The sequence below is a fragment of the Burkholderia sp. PAMC 26561 genome (assembly GCF_001557535.2).
Taxonomy (GTDB): domain Bacteria; phylum Pseudomonadota; class Gammaproteobacteria; order Burkholderiales; family Burkholderiaceae; genus Caballeronia.
The window spans coordinates 389751-408717 of sequence record NZ_CP014310.1 but is presented as its reverse complement, the minus strand read 5'-3'; the positions used below and the strand labels follow the sequence as shown (position 1 = coordinate 408717).

The following is an 18967-nucleotide window of genomic DNA, read 5'->3' as shown; positions in this document are numbered from 1 at the left end:
AGCCGAGGCTTCAGGTGGCATCGCCGGTATCGAGAAAATACTGCTGCTCGGCGTCGTCGATAAAAGCCTGCGTCGCGGAGCGCACCGTCACGGCGTCACGGTTCACGAAACCCTTCAGCAGGACCTGCATGCCATCGACGATCAGCTTCATGGTGCCGGGCTTCGTCATGGTGCCGTGGCGGACCTGCCGCGTGTGATCGGCGAAACGCAGGATCGTGCCCTTGAGCCGCGAATTCAGCACGCCTTCGAGCCAGATCGCGCGAAACTCGACATTGGCCTCGGTCATCAGCGCAATGTCCTTGCGCTCGAATGCGCGACGGCATTTCCGATACGCCGCGCCCATGCCGGCGAGTTGCTCGTCGGTCAGCACGGCGGCAGCCGCCGCACCCGCGCCGGGTTCGAGCATGCGCCGCACCTCGAAAATCTCGCGCACGTCTTCGCCGGTCAGCACCGGCGTCACGAAACCGCGCGTGGTGCCGACCAGATAGCCCTCGTTCACGAGGCGCAGCAACGCCTGGCGGACCGGCATGCGCGTGCACTCGAATTCCTCGGCGATCTCGTAGTCGAGCACACGGTCGTCGGGACCAATCTGGCCGCGCTGCAGGCGGCTCAGGACTTCCTGATACACTGACTCCATCAACGTGGCCGGGCGCAGCGCGGTACGCCGCGGCTGCTTGATAACCGTCGGGTCGGCGGTTGCCATGGTGTTCTCCATTGTCTGATCTGACGGTTGCACGCCGCCTGGGCGCTCATGACAGATACCTGATTATTGTATTGGCTGGCTTTCGGCCAGCCGCTCGAGCCGTCCGCGCATGCGGCCCCCTCAGGCGGCCTCCTCGAGTGCGACGGGCGGCCACGGCGTGCCGGCATGATCGCTCGGCACCGCGTCAATCAGCGCGCGCGTGTACGGATGGCGCGGCGCGGCAAAGACCTCTTCGGTCAAGCCCTGCTCCACCACTTCGCCGCGCCGCATCACGAGCACGCGGCTGCACAAGTATCGGACCACCGATAAATCGTGCGAGATCAGCAATAGCGCGACCTGCCGTTCGCGCCGCAATTCGAGTAGCAGGTTCAGGATCTGCGCCTGCACCGAGACATCGAGTCCGGACACGATTTCATCGGCGACAATCAATTGCGGCGACGCACACAACGCGCGCCCGATGTTCACGCGCTGTTTCTGGCCGCCCGACAACTGCGTGGGAAAACGCGTGAGGGTATCGGCGGGAAGGCCGACATCGCGTTGCACCGATTGTGCCCGTGCCAACCGTTCCTTTGCATCGAGCGACGCAACGCCGGCCGCTTCGAGCGCCTGCGTCAACAACCGTTCCACCGTACGGCGCGGATTCAGCGCCGATTGCGGGTCCTGAAAAATGATCTGCACCTGTTCACGCGCGCGCCGCACGCGCTCGGCGCTGCCGTGCGTGAGATCCTCGCCGCCGATCATCACGCGGCCATCGGTCGGCTGTTCAATACCCATCAGCAACCGCGCCACCGAGGTCTTGCCGCTGCCGCTCTCCCCCACGATACCCACGAACTCGCCAGGAAAGATTTGCAGCGACAGCGGTTTCACGGCGTCGAACGAGGTCTTGCGCTGGCCGAACACGCCGCTGCGGCTCGTGTACGTCAGCGACGCCTCACGCAATTCCGCGACCGGTTGCGCGCCCGACACCGGCGTGGGTGGCAACAGCGGCGCGACCTGCTCGTTGCCGAGTGGCGCGTGTTCGCAGGCTTCGCTGCACGCCACGCGATGCCCGTTCGGCGCCACGCGATTTTGCAGCGCGGCCGCGCACGCGGAGCCCGCGCTCGGGCAACGCGGCGCAAATCGGCAACCGGCCATGCCCGCCAACGCGGACAACCCCGGCATCTGCTGGGCCAGAACAGGCAGGCGACGGCGCGGCCCGGTCAGATCGGGCGTCGCATATTTCAGCGCACGCGTGTACGGGTGACGCGGGTCATCGAGGACATCGCGGGCCGGACCGTACTCGACCAGATCGCCCGCGTACATGACGGCGACGTCGTCGCACACGTGCGCGGCGAGTCGCAGATCGTGCGTGATGAGCAGCACGGCGGTCGCATGCACGCGTTGTTGTTCGGCGAGCATGCGCATGACGCGGGTCTGCGTGACGACATCGAGCGCGGTGGTGGGTTCATCGGCAATGAGCAGCGCCGGGTTGCTCGCAAACGCCATGGCGATCAGCACCCGCTGGCACTGGCCGCCGGACAACTGATGCGGATAGCGTCCGAGCATCTGCGCGGGCACCGGAAGTTGCACCGACTCCAGCGCCCGGCGCGCGGTGTCGCGGCGCTGGTTCGACGGCACTCCGATACGGGCGAGATGTTCATCGAAGGTATCCCCAATGGTCCAGAGCGGGTTCAACGCCGTCAGCGGTTCCTGCGGAATGAACGCGATCTCGCGACCGAGCAGCGCGCGGCGTTCGCGGGCCGGCATGGCAAGCATGTCTTCGCCCGCGAACCGCATGGCGCCGCTCGTGACCGTGAAACCGCCGGGCAGCAGCCCCGAGATCAGCCGCGCCAGCATGCTCTTGCCCGCGCCCGATTCGCCAACGACGCCCAGCACGCGCCCTTTCCCTATTGATAACGTCAGATCGCGCAGCGCCGCGACCGGTGCACCGCCGAGTTGCGCGGTGAGCGTGACGCCGTCGAGTTGCAGCACGGTATCCGTCTGGGTGCTCGCCATCGTCATTCTCCTTTGCCGCGCATGCGCGGATCGAGCGCGACCCGCAGGCCGTCGCCCAGCAGATTGCAACCGAGCACCGTGATCACGATTGCCAGCACCGGAAATAATAGTCCGGATAACGAATCATGCATGGACACACGCGCGTCCGCGATCATTACCCCCCACGCCGTCACGTTCGCCGGCACGCTCAGGCCGATGAAACTCAGCAGCGCCTCCACGGTAATCGCCACGCCCATCTCGAGTGAGAAGAGCGTGATCATCAGCGGCAGGGCGGCCGGCAGGATCTCGCGCACCATGATGCGCAGGTGCGTGAAGTTGAGCAGTTGTGCCGCGAGCACATAGTCGCGCTGACGAACGACCATGACCTCGGAGCGCACGACGCGGCAAAAGCGCGTCCAGTCCACCAGCACGATCGACAGGATCACGTTCTCTATCCCCACGCCGAGACTCACCATCAGCACCAGCGACAGCACGACGGGCGGAAACGACATCCACAGATCGACGAGATAACTGATGCTGCGGTCGACCCAGCCGCCGAAATAACCCGCGAGAATCGCCAGCACGCTACCCACGATGCCCGCGCCGAAGGCGGCGATCACGGCAACGGTCAATGCAATCCGGCTGCCATAGAGCAGACGCGACAACACATCGCGCCCGAGGCTGTCGGTGCCGAGTGGAAACGCGCTGTCGCCGCCGTCCATCCACGCAGGCGGCGACAGCATGTGCAGCAAGTCCTGGTCGAGCGGATTGTGGGGCGCGAGCCACGGCGCGAACACGGCGCAGACGAGCACGCCCAGCACGATCGCACCGCCGAGCCACAGGTTGACGGACGGCTTGCGGCGCGCACGTCTCGTCGCGGAAACGGCGCCGGCGATCGGCGCGGCGGCTTCCGGCGCGGGATCGACGGAAGGGGTTTCGTGCAGCATGTCAGCCTTCATATCGTGCTTCGAACTCAATGGGGTCGTGGACATAGCAAATGCATGGAAGGAGCGATGAGCGGACGGTCACGCCGACTTGCGCAGACGCGGATTCATGATGACGTAGAGCGTATCGACAATCGCGTTGATCACCAGCATCAGCGCGCAGAACACGATCGCAATACCCTGGATCAGCACGAGGTCGTTGTTGCGCACGGCCTGCACCATCAGGTTGCCGACACCCGGAAACGAGAAGATCATTTCGACGAGCAGCGCACCGCCGAATAGGAAGCCGAACTGCACGCCGATCATGGTCAGCGCGGGCAGCGCCGCATTCTTCAACATGTGACGCCACAGGATCCGGCTCTCGGATACTCCCCGCAACCGCGCGACACCGACATACGATTCGTTGCGCTGATCGAGCAGGCTCGAACGCAGAACGCGGATCACGAGTGGCGCGAAACCAAACGCGAGCGCCAGCGAAGGCAGGACGAGGTGGCTCACCGCGCTCACCCAGTCGCCGAATTCGCCCTTCAGCAGGAAGTCGATCAGCAGGAAACCGGTGACATGCGGCATCGGGATGCCGTCGCCGACCCGGCCGGAAAACGGCAGCACCGGCAAGTACACGCCGAGCAGCGCGATCAGCAGCAATGCCCACAAGAACGACGGCACCGACTGCATCAGCACGACCGCGAAGCCGACCGGCAACTCTCCGCGACGATCGGTGACCGCGTAGGCGAACACGCCGCCGGGCACGCTGATGATCAGCGAGATCACGAGCGCGCTTACACAGAGTTCGAGCGTGGCCGGCAGGGTCGAACCAATCAGCGTGGCGACCGGTTGCTGGAATGAGATCGATGCCCCCAGGTTGCCGTGCAGCGCATTCATCAGCCAGATCAGGAACTGGGCGGGAATCGGTTTATCGAGCCCGAGTTGATGACGCAACGCGGCGGCGTCGGCGGGCGTGGCGTTCGGGGGCAGCATCATCGCGAGGGGATCGGCGGGAATGAGCCGCAACACGACGAATACGATCAGCGAGAGCATCAGCAGCGTGGGAATCGCCGCGGTGAGCCGGCGCGACAGCACGGTAGAGATCAGCCGCAGCATCACAGCGCTCCAGTGAGGCTCGACATCCCCGGCGCGGCTTCGGTGAGCACCTTGCCGGGATTGAGCAGGTTGAGGGGATCGAGCGCGCGCTTGATCGCGTGCATCGCGGCGATTGCACCGGCGTCGCGAGTGTGGCCCAGATACGCGCGCTTCTTCGCGCCAATGCCATGTTCCGCCGATACCGCGCCATGCCACTCGCGCGTCAGTGCGTAGACGGCGGCATCGACATGCTCTTCCAGATCGGGCGGTGCGTCTTTCAGATGCGCGATGACGTGCAGGTTGCCGTCGCCGAGATGGCCGTAGACCAGCGTGCGAATGCCGGGCCAGCGCGCGTGCAGCATGGCTTCGCACTGCTGCGCCACCGCGCCGATATCCGCAATCGAGAAGCTGATGTCGAAACCGATCAGTCCGGGCAGCAAAAGGGGAAATTCGGCGGGCGCGTCGCGCACGGCCCAGAAACGGGCGGCGTCGGCGGCGGAACTGGCGAGCGCGGCGTTCTCGATCACGCCGGCATCGAGCATCTCGCCCAGCATGGTTTCGAACGCTTCGGCCTGCAGCCCGGCATCCGGGCCGACGCTCTCGAGCAGCACGTAGAACGCGTGCCGGGTGTCGAGCGGCGCGCGCACGGTCGTCACATTCGCCAGCACGTAGTCGTAGTAACTCGGCCACATGACTTCGAACGCCGAGACGCCGCCCGACATGCGGGCCCGCGCATGCTGCAGCAGGCGCGTGACGGCCGCGAAATCGGGCAACCCGCACCATGCCGTCGATACCCCCGCCGGCCTCGGCGCAAGCCGCATGACGGCGCGGGTGATGACACCCAGCGTCCCTTCGCTGCCGATCAGCAGATTCTTGAGGTCATAGCCGCTGTTGTTCTTGATCATCTTGTGCAGATCGCTGACGACGGTGCCATCGGCGAGCACGGCTTCCAGACCGAGCACGTGATCGCGCGCCATGCCGTATTTGATGACACGGTTTCCTCCCGCGTTGGTCGCGAGATTGCCACCGATCGTGCAACTGCCGCGCGCCCCCAGATCGAGCGGAAACATCATGCCGGCGGTATCGGCGGCTTCCTGCACGCGTTGCAGCACGGCGCCCGCCTGCACGGTGATCGCGCCGGAGACCGGATCGATCTCCTCGATCGCGCTCATGCGCTCCAGGCTCAACGCGACTTCGCCACCCAGGAGATTCGCGCCACCGGCGAGCCCGGTCAGGCCGCCCTGCGTGACGATGGCCTGCCGGTTCGCATGGCAGAACGCGAGTGCCCGCGATACGTCCTGAGTCGTGCGCGGCCGGATCAACGCGACGGGCTCCGCCCCGGGCGTGCCGCTCCAGTCGCGCACCCGGCGGGTACCGAGGTCGGCCGCGAGCGTCACGAGATCGACGCCCAATTCGGCGACGAGCCGTTCACCGAAAGTCCCCGATGATCGCGTCATGGTCATGCCCTGAGCGCCGATACCGCCAGCTCAAAGCCAGCGCGCACGACCTCGATGTCGCTCGCGGCGATCACGAAGTCGAAGCCCATGTCGCGCGCGGCCAGCGCATCCTGCGTCGAACCGGTATAGATGCCGCAAGGCAGCTTGTTGGCCCGTGCCGCCGCGAGAATCCGCGCGCAATCCCGTTCGACCGCGTCAGCCGCGCCGCCAATCCGCGACAGCGACAGATCGCCCGTGCCGATGAACAGATAACCCAGCCCCTCGACCGCCGCGATCGCTTCGACCTGTTCCACGCCCGCAACCGTCTCGATCATCACGCCGATCGAGATACGCTCGCCATCGTTTTGCATCGACGCAATGCCGGCCATCAACGGTCTGACACCGCCAGCCGAGCGCTGTCCAAACGGCGGATAGCGCCCGAACGAGATCGCTCGGCGGGCTTCGTCGGCGGATTCGACCAGCGGAATCAGCGCCGACGCCGCGCCGGCATCGAGCGCTTCGGCGATCGCCCGGGCGGAATTCTCCGCCACGCGCACGATCACGGGAACCTGATGGCGTGCGATACCGATTACCGCTTCGAGCGCACTACGCTCCCACAAACCATGTTGCCGGTCGATGACGATCAGATCCGGCACGGCGGCCAGACCGATTTCCACCAGCGGCGTGCTGCCCATCGCGAACCACGCGCATGACAGCGCTCGGTTCTCGGCGAACGCTTTTTGCATCGACTGGGGTACGGGAAGGACATCGGAAATTGTTTGCATCGTATAGTTGCGTGGACTGCTTCGGAAAACGGGTGGAATGTGTTCAATCATTCAGCGCTTGGAACGGCGTTTACGAAATTCTGAATTCAGATTATTGAGTTCAAAATTGGGCGTCAAGCGTTTTCAAGCATCGCCGGCCGTCTTCATTCATCTTCTCTCATTGTCAGCACGATCCGGCCACGCGAGACGCCGCCTGCTTCGAATCGCCGGTGCGCTTCGGCAGCGAAAGCCAGCGGCAAGGTATCGATCACGCCGGGAATTAGGACGCCGTCGGCGGCGAGTTGCGCGACCGCTTCCAGTGCTTCGGGCGTGTCCGAGATCATCGCGCGGGTGACCGTGACGCCGTAATGGTCGGCGTCGTTCCTGAACGGCAGCGCAGTCAGATAGATGAGTTGTCCGCCCGGTTTCAGCACCGGATACGAGCGTGCATGCGTGTCGCCGCCAATCACGTCGAAGACCGCATCGAATTGGCGAAGCGTGCCGAAATCGTCTTTGTCGTAGGCAATCGCGCGATGCGCGCCGAGCCCGAGCACATAGTCCACATTCACCGCACGGCAGGTCGTCGTGACGTCCAGGCCGAGATGACGCGCAAGCTGGATCATCTGGCTGCCGACCGCGCCCGAACCGCCGTGGATCAGCACCCGCATGCCTGCTGAAAGTACGCCGGTCCGGACCATCGCGATCCATGCGCTCACACCGGGTTGCAGTAACGCCGCCGCCTGTGCAATCGAGAGGTTGTCCGGTCTTTTTACAACACGCTGCGACGCGCAAACGACCGCTTCCGCATAGGTGCCGCTGCGAGTCGGATCGGCCGCGACGCAGACGCGATCGCCAATGGAAAACCCTTCCACGTCCGCGCCAATTTCATCGATCACACCCGTGCCGTCGCGCCCTGGAATCTTCGGAAAGGTCAGAGAGAAATGCGCCTGCAATGCGCCGGAGCGCAGCTTTGCGTCGATGGGAGAAAACGCTGCCGCGTCGAGGCGAATGCGTACTTCGCCCGGACCGGGCACCGGGTCGTCGTGCGTGGCGAGGTCGAGAACATCGGGCGTCCCATAGCGGGAATACTGGACTGCTTTCATCGCGGTCCGGCGTCCGTGCCGGCGTCACCGTCGCGGCCCGATTCCAGCAGCGCGCGAATCAGGAACATCTCGGTTTCATGGGTCGAACCGATCTGCGCCCAGGCGTCGTCGGATTCCGTGGCGAGCCGCCACGTGAAGAGCGTGACGATCGCCGTGCCTTCCGGATGGCCCAGCGTGGGGCCGTCGAACACGCGTGCGGCATTGCGAAAACGCAGCGCCGCTTCCTGGCTGCCGACCTCGTAGTCGATGGTCATCGCCACCGGATCGGCCTGGATTCGCACCCAGGTTTCCGCGCCCGTGAACGCCGATTCACCGACGAACGTCTGCGGCCCCACCGTTCTGCGCTGCCAGCTGCCCAGCGCCCATCGGCCTTGCCGTTCGCCGTCGGCCATCAGCAGGAAAGCGCGCCGTGCTTCGGCGTGGACGAGAACACTGCTGCTATGACAATACGCGTCGATCACGGGCCGATTCCAGAGCAAGCGAAGTGAAAAAATGAACGAGCGCAAAAAACCCGCTCAAAGCTTTTTGCAACATTCTGAATTCAGATTATTATTTGACACGGTGTTCGTCAAGCGCCGTTTCCAAAAACGTTTTCGCCTGCCTAACCGGATGCAAGATCCATGGATGCCTGCCTTTTTCTGATCGCGAACGCCCGCGCCACGGCAGATGCCGCGCCCACGCCCGATCCCGCCGTGCTTCACGCAATCGCCGCAGGCTTTGCCGGCATCAGGCGCACGGTCGTGCATATCCCCGCGGAAGGCGGCGCCAGCGACCCTTACTTGCACGCCGAAGCGCCGCCGCGCTGCACGCTGCAAGCGTATTTCGACAATATCGATGCACTGGAGAACGTCCTGCGAGACGGCGGCGAGGCGCATGCATTGCTGGCCGTGCCGGGACTGAAGGAATGCGAACTGGCGCAGCAGGTCATGGCCGTGCGGCGCTATCCGGTGCCGGACGCGGGCACGCAACTCGCGGATACGCCACGTTGCACGTATATGGTCAGCTACGAAGGGCCTGCGGAAGACCTGAATGCCTGGCTGAGTCATTACATCGACAGCCACCCACCCATCATGGCCCGCTTTCCCGGTATCCGCGAGATCGAGATTTACACGCGGATGGATTCCCGCAGCGCATTGCCGATCGAGCGATCGCATGCAATGCAGCGCAACAAGGTCGTCTTCGATTCACCGGACGCACTGAACGCGGCGCTGGCCTCGCCCGTGCGTCACGAAATGCGCGCCGACTTCCGGAATTTCCCGCCCTTCAGCGGTGCCAACCAGCACTTGCCGATGATCAGCCGCGCGCGTGACTACTGATGCTTTCGCGGCGCTTTCTCGCGACGCTTTCAACAGGCCACCGGCGTTCTCGCGATACGCGCCAGCCGGTGAAAATTTCGATCGAAGTAGATCAGGCCGTCGCCATCGCGCCGCACCACGATATCGGCGACTTCCACGAACATCACCGAGTGCGAACCCACCGTCTTCCGCTCCACGATGCGTCCTTCCAGGCTCGCGAGCGCGTCGGCGAGAACGGGCATGCCGAGACGCCCGGCCGTCCAGGTCTGCTGCTCGAAGCGGGCGTGCATCGGTAGGTTGGTCATGCCGGCAAAATGACGCGCGAGTTCCTGGTGATTGCCGGGCAGCACATTGATACAGACATGGCCGTTGCCCGCGAACACCGCGTGTGTGGCACTCGACCGGTTCACGCAGACGAGCATGGTGGGCGGGCTGTCGGTCACGGAACACACCGCGCTTGCCGTGATACCGCACCGCCCGTGCGGACCGTCCGTGGTGATGATGTTGACCGCCGCCGACAGATGCGCCATCGCCTCGCGGAACAGTTTTCGGTTATCGGTGTCGTTCATGCTGTCTCCCGGCTTACGGATACGGCGTGATCGTGGGCGCGATGCCCGCGAAAATCGCACCGGCGCCGTCATAGGTCGCTTCGCCCAGGAAAGCGTGCTGGGTGACGACCATGGCGTCGCGAACGAGGCGCTGCATCCGGTTATTCCGGTAGATTGCCGCGACACCGGCGAGCCGGTACGCCTGCTGGACCACATCCGCGCACACATGGGCCGCGTGGGTGGCGCTCAGGCGCAACAGGCTGGCTTGCTCGGCCGTGACGGGATTTCCGGCGGTGATCGAATCCCACGCTTGCTCGGACGCTTCGTAGAAGAATGCGCGGGCGCTGCTCCATTGCGCCTCGGCGCGGCCGAGCTCGATGCGGAAATACGCGCGATCGGCGAGGCGCGGCGCGCCCGTCGTGGTTTTCGTGCCGCCCGACATTTCCGCGGCGAGGTCGAGCGCGGCGCGTGCAAGACCGACGTTCACGGCAGCGTGGACTTCAGCCTGATAGGACACGGAAGGATATTTATACAAAGGTTCGTCGATGACCGCCCCGCTGCCACGCACGAAGGTCCACGGATCGGCCACGAATTTGTCTTTCAGGCGCAGATCGTGACTGCCGGTGCCCTGCATGCCGACGACGTTCCAGTTGTCGACGATCTCGACTTCTTCCGCGCGGAAAACCGCCGTCAGTGGCTTGCCGGCGTTCGGACTGTCGCTGCCCGCCGGTGCGCCGCCAATACCCACGCCGATCCAGTCCGCGCCCTTGCAGCCGCTCGCGAAGTGCCACTGTCCGCCGACCGTCCAGCCGTCCGGCGCCGCAACGGCGGGCTGAATCGGGTACAGGCCGCCGGCAAAAACCTGATCCGGACCGCTTGCGTAGATCACGCGTTGCGTGTCGAGAGGAAGTGCCGCCAGATAGACGTTCGCCGAGCCGAAGGCGGCGACCCACGCCGCCGAGCCGTCGGCGACCGCGATCCGTTCGAGCATCCGCATGAAATCGGCGGGCGGCAGCGCGTCTCCGCCAAAGCATTTCGGCGTGCTGGCACGGAAGATCCGCGCACGCTTCATGGTGGCGATCATGTCGCGGGGCACGTGCGAAAGCTGATCGAATTCATCGCGGCGCGCGGCGATTTCCGCAATGACATCGTCGAGATCGAGTGGATTGGCAATCGCCTTCGATACAGGAACCATGGTCGCCAGCTTGGGATCGTCTGCGAGATTCATCGTGCGCTCCGGGGTAATGCATACAGGTTGAATGACTTGCCCTCACGATAGAATCGCCCTGCACCCGCGTCAAATTCGCACTAATAATGGATGCCATGAACCCGACGAATAGCGGCCCCGCCAGCGGCCTTACCGACCTCAACCTGTTGCGCGTCTTTCTCGCCATCTGGGACTTGCGCAGCCTCACGGCAGCGGGCGAACGGCTCGGCCTGACGCAACCGGCGGTCAGCCATTCACTGCGGCGCCTGCGCACGCTCTTCGACGACCCGCTGTTCGTGCGCACGCCGCAGACCATGGTGCCGACCGAAGCGGCCATCCGCCTGCACGGCCCCCTCGACGAAGCGTTCAGCATCATCAGTCTCGCAATGCAGGCGCACGGTCACTTCGATCCGGCCAGCGCCTCACGTGTCTTCAAGCTGTCGATGTCGGATATGTCGGAGTTCTACTTTCTGCCGCCGCTACTGGCCGCGCTGGAAGGCAGCGCGCCGAAGATCCGCTTCGAGATCGTGCAGCTCGCCTCGGAGTCGGCGGGCGCGGCCATGCGTGCTGGCGAGATCGATCTCGCGCTCGGCTATGTGCCGGGGCTTGCGGAAGGCTGTATCAGCGACACGCTCTTCTCCGACGAACATGTCTGCCTGATTCGCGCGGGACATCCGCTGAAGGCAAAAAAGGCATCGAAGGAGGATCTAGCCGCGTTGCGCTATGTCTACGCGAGCACGAACGCCACGGGCCATCGCATGATTGAGCAGTGGCTCGCGGAACTCGGCATGGAACGCGATATCGTGCTGCGCCTGCCGCATTTCACGGTCGCACAGGAAATCGTTCGGAGTACGGATCTTGCGATGATCTTCCCGCGCAGTATTGCGGAACGATTCAACCGGTCCAGGGCGTTCCGGCTGCTGGCGCTACCGTTCGATCTGCCGGCTATAGAAGTGAAGATACATACGCATGTCCGCTTCGCCAGCGACGCCGGCATTCGCTGGCTGCGCGACACGCTGCTCGACATGTTCGCCGCGAAGCCCTGAACGGACTTACTGCTGGTAGCTCGTATCGGTACGGTCCAGGCGACGGATCAGGGCGTCGAGCACCTGATCGCCACCGCCAAAACGCGGATCGTATTGCAGCGCATCGCGGGTCGAACGCTCGCTGATCTCCGGATCGACGAGGATCGTCTTACCGCGCATGGAATGGGTCGCGAGCTGAATTTCGCAGGCGCGATTGAGCGTCCAGATCAGCACGAACGCGTGGCCGAGGGTAGCACCATGCGCAAGCAGGCCATGGTTGCGCAGGATCATCAGACGCTTGTTGCTCAACGACGCCACCATGCGCGACTTCTCTTCATCGTGCACCGTCGTGCCTTCGAAGGTGTGATACGCGACCTTGTCGTACAGTTGCGATGAATAGATGTTGTTGTCTTCCAGACCCTCCTCCATGCACGCCACCGCCACACTCGCGGTGGTGTGGATGTGCATTACGCAATGCGCGTCGGGAATATTGCCGTGTACCGCGCTGTGGATGGTCAAACCGGCCGGATTCACGGGATAGCGACTGTCACTGAGAATCTTGCCAGTAAGGTCGATCTTCACAAGGTTTGATGCGGTGACCTCGTCATAGGCGAGACCGAACGGATTGATCAGTAACTGATCGTGACTTCCCGGTATGCGCAAGGTTATATGGTTGAAAATGAGTTCGTGCCAACCGAGCATAAAAAAAACGCGATAAGTCGCGGCCAACTTAACGCGTGCGGCCCACTCGGTGTCAGAACAGGCAATGGGAAGTTGCGCATTTGTTGCGCTTACAGATGGCATATGGCCTCCCGTATAAAAGGGATAGTTTCACAAAAGGATTCTGAATTCACTTTAACAGGCCGATATCCCTCTGTCTACGAGTCGATGATCGATCAAAGTCCACAAGCGATGAAACCGCCCCGAGCATGATGGGACAGAAACTATACTTACATCGGTAAGACTTAACAAAGAAAATTCAAGAGGTAAGCAAATTTCCGAAGCGATTCGCGCTTACGACGTTAGCGCAATCCAACACCATGATTAGTCGAGCAAAGCCTTTATTGCGTGCAGACTGCTGACCGATCATTCACAACACAACACGCTAATCCCTCTATCGTTTTGCCGTAATTCCCGACATCCAGTTTTTATGCGGGCCTCTCACTAGTCCACTGCGTCATTGACTTGGCACCGGGCGAATTCGACTGGAAGGATCGTCATATTTCCATTTGATTGGTTTCGGATTCTGATTGTGCTCGCGGATATAACGCATCAGTTTGCGATCCAGATCCTTCACCGAAGTGAAGACGCCGCGGGCGATCACATCACGCTGAATGCGTGAGAACCAGTTTTCGACCTGGTTAAGCCACGACGAGTAAGTCGGCGTGAAGTGCAAGCGTACGTTGCGATGCGCGGTGAGAAAGTCGACCACCCGCTGCGTCTTGTGGCTGCTTACGTTATCGCAAATGACGTGGATTTCCCGACGTTTGGGCTGGCTGGCGACGACGTCAGTCAGAAAGGCCACAAACTGCTCGCTGGTGTGGCGCGACGCCGTCTTGCCCGGCACCTCGCCGGTCGCCGTATTGAACGCCGCGAACAGGCTGAGTGTCCCGTTGCGTTTGTATTCGAAGCCATGGCTCTCGGCGCGTCCCGGCGACAGCGGCAGCATCCGGTCCTTACGCTCAAGTGCCTGGATCGCAGTCTTCTCATCCGCGCAGAACACCGCCGCGTGCGCCGGCGGATTCAGATACAGCCCAATCACGTCGGCCGCCTTGGTCTCGAAGTCCGGGTCGTTGGAGACCATGTGTCGTTCCAAACGCTGCGGCTTGATGCCGTGTTTGCGCCAAATGCGCTGCACGGCCGAGACCGACACGTCGCCCAGTTCTGCTGCGAGCTTGTAGCTGCTCCAGTGTGTCGAACCGTCGGATGGTTTGTGCTTGAGGGTGCGGCTGAGTACCCGCGCTTCCAACTTGGCAGGCGGCTGCACAGGAGCGCGCCCGGGGTGGCGAGCGTACATGCCGGCCAGTCGCTCGTTGAGGAAGCGCCCCGACCAACGTGCGATGAAACGTGAGTCGCAGCCCAGTGCGCTCATGATCCCGTCGCGCGATTCACCGTCCTCGAGCATCAAGATCAGTTTTGCACGTCGCACGTCCGCCGCGCGCACCGTTCGGCTGCGTGCCGCTGAAAGTAATTGCGCACGTTCGGTATCAGTCAGATTCATTTTGCCCATGACCTAAATTCAAACATAGACAGGGTGCCAAGTCAATGACGCAGTGGACTAGGGGCGATATGGGTTACAGGCTTACTTGTTGAGGAAAGTCAGGGTCTTCTCGGCGTCGTAGCAGCAATAGTTTTCGCTCTCTGCCTTGAATGCACCTTTGAAGCCGTTTTCTTCGGCCTATAGCAAGTCACCGCGCACCATGCCTCTGGCAGCTGTCCCAGCCCGGCTCGTGGATTCGCAATCGCAGCAATCCCTGCAAACTTGACGCGTAGCCGGACGCCGTGGGCACAAAAAAATTGGGAAGCTATCCGGGCATCAGCGCGCAATACCCCGCCCCGTCGTGGTCTGACCACCGTTGGCGCTCGGATGGCAGGAACGGCGCGCGCGCAATACGACGTTAGGAAAAATGGCCTAATAAATCGGGTCCCCATCAACGCAAGGAACCTCGGGTGCGGCCCGTCCTCGGCTGCGGAGATCCTAGCCATGGTGGAGGCATGAGTAGCCAGTCAGCGACCAGTTTATGGACCTCATGAATAAGCGGATGTCGTACGGACGGGCATCTTCTTTTTGTCAAGCAATCATCATCGCGCTTGATGAGAACGCGACACGTTCGGGTCATCACAGACCGTCTTCACCGGCCGCCTTTTGGTAGCAATGGTGAGAGCGCAATCAAACTTTTTATTTGCTTATACAGCGTTGCTCCGCGGAGGATCACCGCTTCCATCGTCTTCTTACCTAGCAGTCGCTGGAGTTCACGGAACCCATATCATCGCTTCGTCCAGGTTGGAGCTTGTACCTCATGCTCACTAGCACTGACGCCTGACCGCCCTGCACGTGATGTAGCTTTCGTCAAGCGAACACATAGTTTGCGCTTCCTTGATGACGACCGGCAACCCTGAAAACAATTGCGCCGGGCCCCGACGAAAAAAGTTTCGTTTACTGTAACCAGCTGCGATGGAAAACAGAACTACCAAGTTGATGGCCGCGTCACGCGTGCCGTTGCTTACTTTGGTGCAGGCAGAGTCATTGCCAGCCCGAGGCAAACGAGGGTTTACATCAGGGTTCTCGGGTCTGGTACCGCGCATCCTGACTTTCACTCGATATGCAGGTTTGATAATCCACATATCGCTCATATCATTAAGAGGGGCTCATGTTTAAAAAAACAATGATGGTATCTGCAATATCGATATGGGTGTTGGCAGCTTGTGGCGGAAGCGACAACGGTAACGCAGTATCGACTCCGGTTGCGCCACAACTATTTGCACAGTCCAATGATGTCACCAATGCCGTGTTGCACTTCACGCGCAACGCCGACGGTACTCTCAGTTCGGGTGTGCCGGTCAAGACGGGGGGCAAAGGAACTGGCGGTGTGACGTTCGCCAACGGCGGTACAGTGGGCCTGGACTCGTTGACCAGCGACAACAGCGTCATTGTCAGCTCCGATTCGACCCGTCTTTTCGTCACCAATGCGGGAGACAACTCTGTGAGCGTATTTTCAATCGATCACGCCGGCGGCAATCCTACGCTGTTGGTCACGTCACCGATCAACGGAGTACTCCCCACATCACTCGCGTACGCAAACGGAGTGCTTTACGTCACCTATCAACAAGGACAGAATCAACTTGGTGCTTACAGAGTCGGGGCTAATGGCGCGCTCACGCAGATTGGTCAGTATCCGACCCTGCAGGCCAACGCGCTACCGACTCAGGTAACCGTTTCTCCTGACGGAAAGTTTGTCCTCGTCGATGTGCGGAGTCTTGCCGTGGGTACCGGCGCGGCGGCCAGCACCAGCCTGCTAACCTATGCGATTAATGCCGATGGCACCCTTGGCGCCGCGGTCGACTCGCCGACACTGGGCATGGGGCCGTTCAGCTCGCACTTCGGAAGGGGCGCACTCGCCCGTGTGGCAGTGACCCTTGAGGCGGTAAGCAATACGGCTAGCTCCTATCTGCTCGCGGACAGCGGCATCCTGTCAGCGCTGAGCGGACCATTGACCGTTCCGGGAACGGGCGGTCCTTGCTGGCTTGCGCTCACGCCCGATAACAAGTTCGCTTATGCAAGCAACGCCAGCGGGGTTATCGCGCTCTATTCCATCGACGCCAGCGGTCGTCTGACACTGGTTAATGGCAATGCGGCTTCGGAACCCTCGGTAACCCCTGGCCTGGCGAGCTTTGCGGAGGATTCCTGGATTAGTTCAGATAGCAAATTCCTCTACCAAGATTTTCCTGGCGATGACAAGATTGTGGCTTACTCCATCGGTACGGACGGATCGCTTACTAAGCTTGGGGAACAGCCGGCAAACACTGTCTCGAAGATTAGTATTCAAGGACTTGCTGGAACTTGAAATGCGAGCTCGCCGCGCAGTGTCACAAACGTCTCCTTCAGACGCGATTTGCTGTCCGGCGGGCTTTTTTTGTTAAAGCCTTCTCAGATTCGAAGCACCATATCCCATCCGGTACGGCACCGGCACGCCGTCTATGACGGCGGCCAAGCCGACCAAAATGGCTTCCCACGGTTTGGTCAACTCTCGTCTAAGAATGGCGTTAATGGGATGGACGCCCCCACCCGAAACGGCATTTCTGACTGACGTCGTCGCCAGCCAGCCCAAACGTCGGGAAATCCACGTCATTTGCGATAACGTGAGCAGCCACAAGACGCAGCGGGTGGTCGACTTTCTCACCGCGCATCGCAACGTGCGCTTGCACTTCACGCCGACTTACTCTTCGTGGCTTAACCAGGTGGAAAACTGGTTCTCACGCATTCAGCGTGATGTGATCGCTCGCGGCGTCTTCACTTCGGTGAAGGATCTGGATCGCAAACTGATGCGTTATATCCGCGAGCACAATCAAAACCCGAAACCAATCAAATGGAAGTATGACGATCCTTCCCGTCGAATTTGCCCGGTGCCAAGTCAGTGACGCAGTGGACTAGTGGGCGAGAAAACTGCAAGCCTTTGGCCACACGGTCTGTCTGATGGCGCCGCAGTTCGTCAAACCCTATGTCAAGACCAATAAAAATGATGTCGCAGATGCTGAGGCGATTTGCGAGGCCGTCGCACGACCAAACATGAGATTTGTGCCCATCAAAAACGTCGAGCAACAGGCTGTACTGTCGCTGCATCGGGCTCGTCAAGGCTTCGTCAAAGCCCGTACCGCGCAGGCTAACCAGATCCGAGGGTTGCTTGCGGAATTTGGACTGGTTGTTGCTCAAGGTATTACGCACATTGCCAAGCAGGTGCCGGAATTGATCGAAGACGCGACCAATGAACTCCCGAGCACGTTCCGACTGCTCGTGCAGAGACTGATGGAACACCTGAAGGAACTCCACCGCCAGGTCGACGAAATCGGAGCCCAGATCGAAGCGTGGCATCGGAGCTGTGAGTTGAGTTGCAAGCTCGCGCAAGTCCCTGGGATCGGTCCGATTACTGCCAGTGCGCTGACCGCAACCATAGGCAATGCGCGGAACTTCTCCAGCGGTCGTCAGTTGGCTGCGTGGCTCGGTCTCGTTCCCCGACAGACTTCGAGCGGTGGAAAGAACGTGTTGCTGGGTATCAGTAAGCGAGGGGACCCTTATCTGCGAACATTGCTCATCCACGGCGCCCGCGCGGTCATCTACAGGGCGAAGCTCAAAGGTGCAACAGGCAGTTGGCTCCAAACGTTGCTTGCACGACGAAATGTCAATGTGACCGCCGTCGCGCTGGCGAACAAGAATGCGCGCATCATCTGGGCGCTGCTCGCACATAATCGGGATTTCCGTTCTGATTACATGTCTGCTGAGGTGCGACCAGCTACGCAGACCTGAATTCAAGGAGACCAACGCATTCAAAAGTTATTTCCCAGACCAACGATTGCTCAGGCGATCAAACAGTGATGGCAAGACGGTCAGACCGCGGTTAGCAGAAGCCTGATTTGCAACACGAGCGTGAAGCTCGCAGCGTTGATAAGGCGCCGACCAGCGAATTCCATCAGGGACAGCAGGCATGAGCCTGACATGAAGTCCGGATACATGGCTGCAATCTCCACCTTCGAACCATCACGGAATGAATCGTTTGACAAGCCGGGGGCGTCCATACATGTTGCAAAAAGCGATCGCTGCATGGGGTGACGTTTACTCGCAACTGTCGTGGGGCTGCCTCTGATAACTCGCGGAGGAATTGCGTAGATTCTCGGTATTTGGCGGGAAGATGCGCAAGGACAAACGCAAGAGCCGCGAGCCTAAAGGCGTCTATCGAGTCAGGATCTGGTCGGAGTACAACGCAGGGCTGATCGCACGAGGCAGCTTGACCATGTGGATCGACGAGAGCACATTCATGAGTGGTAGCGAAGCGAGAGCCGTCAAGCGCGGCAGGCCGCAGGTCTACTCGGATGCAATGATTCAGGCCGTGCTAACGCTTAAGCACGTTTATGATTTGACGCTTCGAGCCTCTCAGGGTTTTGTGCAAAGTCTTCGTGAACTCGCGTTTGCGGATCTGCCTGTGCCCAACTATACGACGCTAAGCCGCCGTGCACAGGAACTACAGGTGACGTTGCCCGAGATGTCGAGCGGCGCGCCTATGTCGAACGCCGGACAAAGGAAGGGGCATGCCCAAAGGAGATCCACCGCTGCTTGAAGCGCTTTATTGTCCGGGAGTTGTACCCGCGATCTAGCCGATTCGACGGCCTCTGCTT

The 18967-nt window shown here is 61.4% G+C and carries 16 protein-coding genes and 4 pseudogenes; 7 read left to right on the top strand and 13 right to left on the bottom strand.

Annotated elements, in window-relative coordinates; genetic code table 11:
* Positions 1–10: 10 nt before the first annotated feature.
* The 8 genes from AXG89_RS32490 to AXG89_RS32455 all read right to left on the bottom strand — a co-directional run bounded on the left by AXG89_RS32490 (position 11) and on the right by AXG89_RS32455 (position 8465).
* A complete protein-coding gene (locus tag AXG89_RS32490) occupies positions 11–703 on the bottom strand; it encodes a GntR family transcriptional regulator (protein ID WP_062174735.1) in 693 nt (230 codons plus the stop codon).
* 120 nt (positions 704–823) lie between these two features.
* The gene (locus AXG89_RS32485) at positions 824–2698 is read right to left on the bottom strand and encodes a dipeptide ABC transporter ATP-binding protein (protein ID WP_062174733.1); all 1875 of its coding nucleotides are present in this window, start codon (positions 2696–2698) and stop codon (positions 824–826) included.
* Positions 2699–2700: 2 nt separating this feature from the next.
* Positions 2701–3669, bottom strand: a complete 969-nt coding sequence (locus tag AXG89_RS32480) for an ABC transporter permease (RefSeq protein WP_236873572.1) — start codon at positions 3667–3669, stop codon at positions 2701–2703.
* A gap of 33 nt (positions 3670–3702) precedes the next feature.
* Positions 3703–4722, bottom strand: a complete 1020-nt coding sequence (locus AXG89_RS32475) for an ABC transporter permease (RefSeq protein WP_062174731.1) — start codon at positions 4720–4722, stop codon at positions 3703–3705.
* Positions 4722–6164, bottom strand: a complete 1443-nt coding sequence (locus AXG89_RS32470) for an FAD-binding oxidoreductase (RefSeq protein ID WP_062174729.1) — start codon at positions 6162–6164, stop codon at positions 4722–4724. The genes AXG89_RS32475 and AXG89_RS32470 overlap by 1 nt, the downstream gene beginning before the upstream one ends.
* Positions 6161–6922 carry an HpcH/HpaI aldolase family protein gene (locus tag AXG89_RS32465; protein WP_062174728.1) on the bottom strand — a complete coding sequence of 254 codons (762 nt, stop codon included), beginning with the start codon at positions 6920–6922 and terminating at the stop codon, positions 6161–6163. Before AXG89_RS32465 ends, AXG89_RS32470 begins: the two co-directional genes overlap by 4 nt.
* 143 nt (positions 6923–7065) lie before the next feature.
* Positions 7066–8004, bottom strand: a complete 939-nt coding sequence (locus AXG89_RS32460) for an NADP-dependent oxidoreductase (RefSeq protein ID WP_062174726.1) — start codon at positions 8002–8004, stop codon at positions 7066–7068.
* Positions 8001–8465 (bottom strand): hypothetical protein, encoded by a 465-nt coding sequence (locus AXG89_RS32455; RefSeq protein WP_069638497.1) that lies wholly within the window; start codon positions 8463–8465, stop codon positions 8001–8003. The genes AXG89_RS32460 and AXG89_RS32455 overlap by 4 nt, the downstream gene beginning before the upstream one ends.
* Positions 8466–8496: 31 nt before the next feature.
* Between AXG89_RS32455 and AXG89_RS42560 the strand changes: the two genes are divergently transcribed.
* Together AXG89_RS42560 and AXG89_RS32450 are read left to right on the top strand one after the other, a co-directional pair.
* Entirely contained in the window at positions 8497–8646 is a 150-nt protein-coding gene (locus AXG89_RS42560; RefSeq protein WP_162916191.1) for a hypothetical protein, read from the top strand.
* Positions 8625–9320 carry an EthD family reductase gene (locus AXG89_RS32450; protein ID WP_062174723.1) on the top strand — a complete coding sequence of 232 codons (696 nt, stop codon included), beginning with the start codon at positions 8625–8627 and terminating at the stop codon, positions 9318–9320. The genes AXG89_RS42560 and AXG89_RS32450 overlap by 22 nt, the downstream gene beginning before the upstream one ends.
* 29 nt (positions 9321–9349) lie before the next feature.
* Here the strand turns inward: AXG89_RS32450 and hpaC are convergent, their stop codons facing one another.
* Together hpaC and AXG89_RS32440 are read right to left on the bottom strand one after the other, a co-directional pair.
* Complete coding sequence (gene hpaC, locus AXG89_RS32445) at positions 9350–9868, bottom strand: 4-hydroxyphenylacetate 3-monooxygenase, reductase component (protein ID WP_062174721.1); 519 nt, start codon at positions 9866–9868, stop codon at positions 9350–9352.
* 13 nt (positions 9869–9881) lie between these two features.
* Positions 9882–11075, bottom strand: coding sequence for an acyl-CoA dehydrogenase family protein (locus tag AXG89_RS32440; protein WP_082771700.1), 1194 nt, complete (start codon positions 11073–11075; stop codon positions 9882–9884).
* Positions 11076–11161: 86 nt separating this feature from the next.
* Here AXG89_RS32440 and AXG89_RS32435 point away from each other — a divergent pair, with 86 nt between their 5' ends.
* Positions 11162–12100 (top strand): LysR family transcriptional regulator, encoded by a 939-nt coding sequence (locus AXG89_RS32435; RefSeq protein WP_442861776.1) that lies wholly within the window; start codon positions 11162–11164, stop codon positions 12098–12100.
* 6 nt (positions 12101–12106) lie between these two features.
* Here AXG89_RS32435 and AXG89_RS32430 read toward each other — a convergent pair whose 3' ends face one another.
* The 3 genes and pseudogenes from AXG89_RS32430 to AXG89_RS45115 all read right to left on the bottom strand — a co-directional run.
* Positions 12107–12883, bottom strand: coding sequence for a class II aldolase/adducin family protein (locus AXG89_RS32430; protein ID WP_062174719.1), 777 nt, complete (start codon positions 12881–12883; stop codon positions 12107–12109).
* Positions 12884–13256: 373 nt separating this feature from the next.
* Complete coding sequence (locus AXG89_RS32425) at positions 13257–14309, bottom strand: IS630 family transposase (protein ID WP_062174717.1); 1053 nt, start codon at positions 14307–14309, stop codon at positions 13257–13259.
* Positions 14310–14893: 584 nt separating this feature from the next.
* A pseudogene (locus tag AXG89_RS45115) lies at positions 14894–15057 on the bottom strand (IS3 family transposase); the annotation flags it as partial.
* Between the two features lie 393 nt (positions 15058–15450).
* On the opposite strand from AXG89_RS45115, the gene AXG89_RS32420 reads away from it, so the two are divergent.
* From AXG89_RS32420 to AXG89_RS32400, 4 genes and pseudogenes are all read left to right on the top strand, one after another.
* Positions 15451–16644: a lactonase family protein gene (locus tag AXG89_RS32420; protein WP_062174716.1), complete on the top strand. Its 1194-nt coding sequence runs from the start codon at positions 15451–15453 to the stop codon at positions 16642–16644.
* Positions 16645–16873: 229 nt separating this feature from the next.
* A pseudogene (locus AXG89_RS32415) lies at positions 16874–17218 on the top strand (transposase); the annotation flags it as partial.
* Between the two features lie 13 nt (positions 17219–17231).
* A pseudogene (locus tag AXG89_RS32410) lies at positions 17232–18101 on the top strand (IS110 family transposase); the annotation flags it as partial.
* 382 nt (positions 18102–18483) lie between these two features.
* Positions 18484–18855 (top strand): annotated as a pseudogene (locus AXG89_RS32400) (transposase); the annotation flags it as partial.
* Between the last annotated feature and the right edge of the window lie 112 nt (positions 18856–18967).

Bases quoted from the DNA above. Each gene is read 5' to 3' on its own strand.
- AXG89_RS32460 (WP_062174726.1), bottom strand. From the start codon at position 8,004: ATGAAAGCAGTCCAGTATTCCCGCTATGGGACGCCCGATGTTCTCGAC.
- AXG89_RS32450 (WP_062174723.1), top strand. From the start codon at position 8,625: ATGGATGCCTGCCTTTTTCTGATCGCGAACGCCCGCGCCACGGCAGAT.
- AXG89_RS32440 (WP_082771700.1), bottom strand. From the start codon at position 11,075: ATGAATCTCGCAGACGATCCCAAGCTGGCGACCATGGTTCCTGTATCG.
- AXG89_RS32470 (WP_062174729.1), bottom strand. From the start codon at position 6,164: ATGACCATGACGCGATCATCGGGGACTTTCGGTGAACGGCTCGTCGCC.
- AXG89_RS32420 (WP_062174716.1), top strand. From the start codon at position 15,451: ATGTTTAAAAAAACAATGATGGTATCTGCAATATCGATATGGGTGTTG.
- AXG89_RS42560 (WP_162916191.1), top strand. From the start codon at position 8,497: ATGAACGAGCGCAAAAAACCCGCTCAAAGCTTTTTGCAACATTCTGAA.
- AXG89_RS32485 (WP_062174733.1), bottom strand. From the start codon at position 2,698: ATGGCGAGCACCCAGACGGATACCGTGCTGCAACTCGACGGCGTCACG.
- AXG89_RS32435 (WP_442861776.1), top strand. From the start codon at position 11,162: ATGGATGCCATGAACCCGACGAATAGCGGCCCCGCCAGCGGCCTTACC.
- hpaC (WP_062174721.1), bottom strand. From the start codon at position 9,868: ATGAACGACACCGATAACCGAAAACTGTTCCGCGAGGCGATGGCGCAT.
- AXG89_RS32475 (WP_062174731.1), bottom strand. From the start codon at position 4,722: ATGCTGCGGCTGATCTCTACCGTGCTGTCGCGCCGGCTCACCGCGGCG.
- AXG89_RS32480 (WP_236873572.1), bottom strand. From the start codon at position 3,669: ATGTCCACGACCCCATTGAGTTCGAAGCACGATATGAAGGCTGACATG.
- AXG89_RS32490 (WP_062174735.1), bottom strand. From the start codon at position 703: ATGGCAACCGCCGACCCGACGGTTATCAAGCAGCCGCGGCGTACCGCG.
- AXG89_RS32430 (WP_062174719.1), bottom strand. From the start codon at position 12,883: ATGCCATCTGTAAGCGCAACAAATGCGCAACTTCCCATTGCCTGTTCT.
- AXG89_RS32465 (WP_062174728.1), bottom strand. From the start codon at position 6,922: ATGCAAACAATTTCCGATGTCCTTCCCGTACCCCAGTCGATGCAAAAA.
- AXG89_RS32425 (WP_062174717.1), bottom strand. From the start codon at position 14,309: ATGGGCAAAATGAATCTGACTGATACCGAACGTGCGCAATTACTTTCA.